Raw genomic sequence first — 2158 nt, forward strand, 5'->3', positions numbered from 1 at the left:
GGGCAGCCTTCGCTAAGGCTAAAGCAAAGCCCAGCTAGCGTCATGCTAAGGAAGTTCCAAAGCACGTCGTTGTGCGCGATAGGCTGGCCTTCAAAGCCGAATTTATACTGTCCGAGCGCTAAATTTACGATGCTGGCAAAAACCACGATACTGATGATCCCCGTAAACATCGAGAAATCCCCTTTAAAAAGCCTACCAAACGCCCCGACGCTACAAAATTTGCTTTTGTGCATTAGCGCGCCCACGACGACGCTAAAACCAAGTGAAATCAGGATCGGAGCGTGCATGGAGCCAGGGCCCTTTGCGGAGGTAAAAAGCGCGCCGTTTTCGCCGAGCTTTAGTCCAAACGCAAGCGCAGCAAGCAGCAAAATACCCATAACCGTCGGCAAAACGCCTATCGCGGCCTGAGTTTTAGTCTCGTGCGTGAGTCCGTAGCCGAGCTTTTTGAAAAATACGCCCGCGCACACGCCCGCAAAAATACCGACGACTCCCGCAATCGCCGTCATATCGCCGCCGCCAAGACGCAAAAACGCTCTCCACGGGCAGCCCAAAAACACGAGGCAGCCGATCATCGCGAAAAATCCTAGAAAAAAGCGCACGAAAGGCGAAGAGCCCGTGGTTGCGCTAAACTCCTTCGTCCAAAGCACGCTAGCTAAAAAGCCGCCCAAAATGAGCCCGATGATCTCCGGGCGCACGTACTGCACGACTCCTGCGCGGTGAAAGCCGAGCGCCCCCACCGTATCTCGCAAAAAGCAAGCCGCGCAAACGCCCATGTTGCCGGGGTTGCCAAAATACACAAGCAATGCACCAAGAGCGCCGAGCGCCGCACCTGAAACGATAAACCATTTTGTGTTTGAAAAATTCATGAAGTGTCCTTTGAAAAGGTAAAATCGACCCGATTTCTTAGGCTGTATTTTACTGATGTTAAAATAAAAAATTAATAAAATTTGCTTGCGATTTAATCAAATTTGAAAGAGAATATAAAATTTAACTTAAGCAGTTAAATTTACATAAATATTAAACGTGTTTAAAATTTGTAGATGTTAAATTTGCAGCCGTGTAGACAGCTCAAAATATGCCAAAAACAACCACAAAAGCAACTATTGTTTTAATTGTAAAAAAGGACGGCCAAATTTAGCCGGCTTTACCGCGCTAGTGTGCCGCCCCCTTACACAACTTTAATCAAATTTGAGGCTAGATTTACTTTTTCTTGCCGTCTTTTTGTTCGCTTGCAGCATTAAATTTCTCAGTCTCTTTTGCGCTAAAATTTGACGTGTCTTTAGCTTTTTCGCAACCGTCTAGCAGGGGCGAGGCGATATTTTGTATCCCGCCGTTTAGATCGATGCCTACTTGTTTCATTAGATCGTCTATTATAGGCGCGTTTACTTTATAGTTTAAAGACGCGTTTACGATTTGATCGGAGAGAGATGCTCCAGCGTTGCTAACGCCGCCGTTAGCATTTGAACCCGTACCGCCCTGATTTGCGCCGCCAAGACCCGCCATTTGCACGATTTTGATAGAGTCAATTTTCTCCGCCGGTTTTACGACCTGGGCGATGATTTGCGGCATAAACTCTATCAAAGCAAGCTTAAATCTATTTTCCAAAATCGCCGCTGAGACGATGTTTTCGGCATTATTTATCTCAGTTTTACCCTTAGCCTCGACCTCATAGTTTAGCCTGTTGGCTTCGGCCGTTATCTTTATGGCTTCGGCTTCGGCGGTAGCCTTGATTTTTAGCGCTTCGCTTGCGCCCATAGCTTTGATTTTGGCAGCTTCGGCTAGGTTTTCTTCTGCCTCTTTTTCAGCTTTTGCGGCAACGGTTTTTTCGATAGAGAGTTGCTCAGCCTCTTTTTGCGCTTCGATTAGCGCTAGCTTTTTAGCGCGCTCGGCCTGCTCGGTCTCCGACGATGTTTTGATCTTTTCAAAAGATGCGGCTTCTAGTGCCTTTTTCTCGTTGGCTAGCGTTTTAGCCGCGGCCTCTTCTTCGACTTTTTTGGCAATTTCTATGTTTTTGCTCTGATTTGCGAGCTCGACGGCTTTTTCTTTGTTGATCTCGGCTTCCCTGATGGCTCTAGCTTTTTCTATCTCGACAGTTTCGATGGCGCGCGCTTTGTTTATCTGCGCTTCTTCGATAGCTTTGTTTGCGACGATCTTGGCT

2 protein-coding genes are annotated in these 2158 nt (G+C 47.1%); both read right to left on the reverse strand.

Annotated elements, in window-relative coordinates:
• Window positions 1-866, reverse strand: an 866-nt coding sequence (gene yedE / locus Q0338_RS09265; protein ID WP_298086503.1) for a YedE family putative selenium transporter, incomplete at its 3' end; no start/stop codon positions are given.
• 334 nt (window positions 867-1200) lie between these two features.
• Window positions 1201-2158 (reverse strand): flotillin family protein (locus Q0338_RS09270; protein ID WP_298086504.1); only part of this gene is annotated, 958 nt, incomplete at its 5' end.

Source organism: uncultured Campylobacter sp., assembly GCF_938018145.1.
In the GTDB taxonomy this organism is placed as follows: Bacteria; Campylobacterota; Campylobacteria; order Campylobacterales; family Campylobacteraceae; genus Campylobacter_A.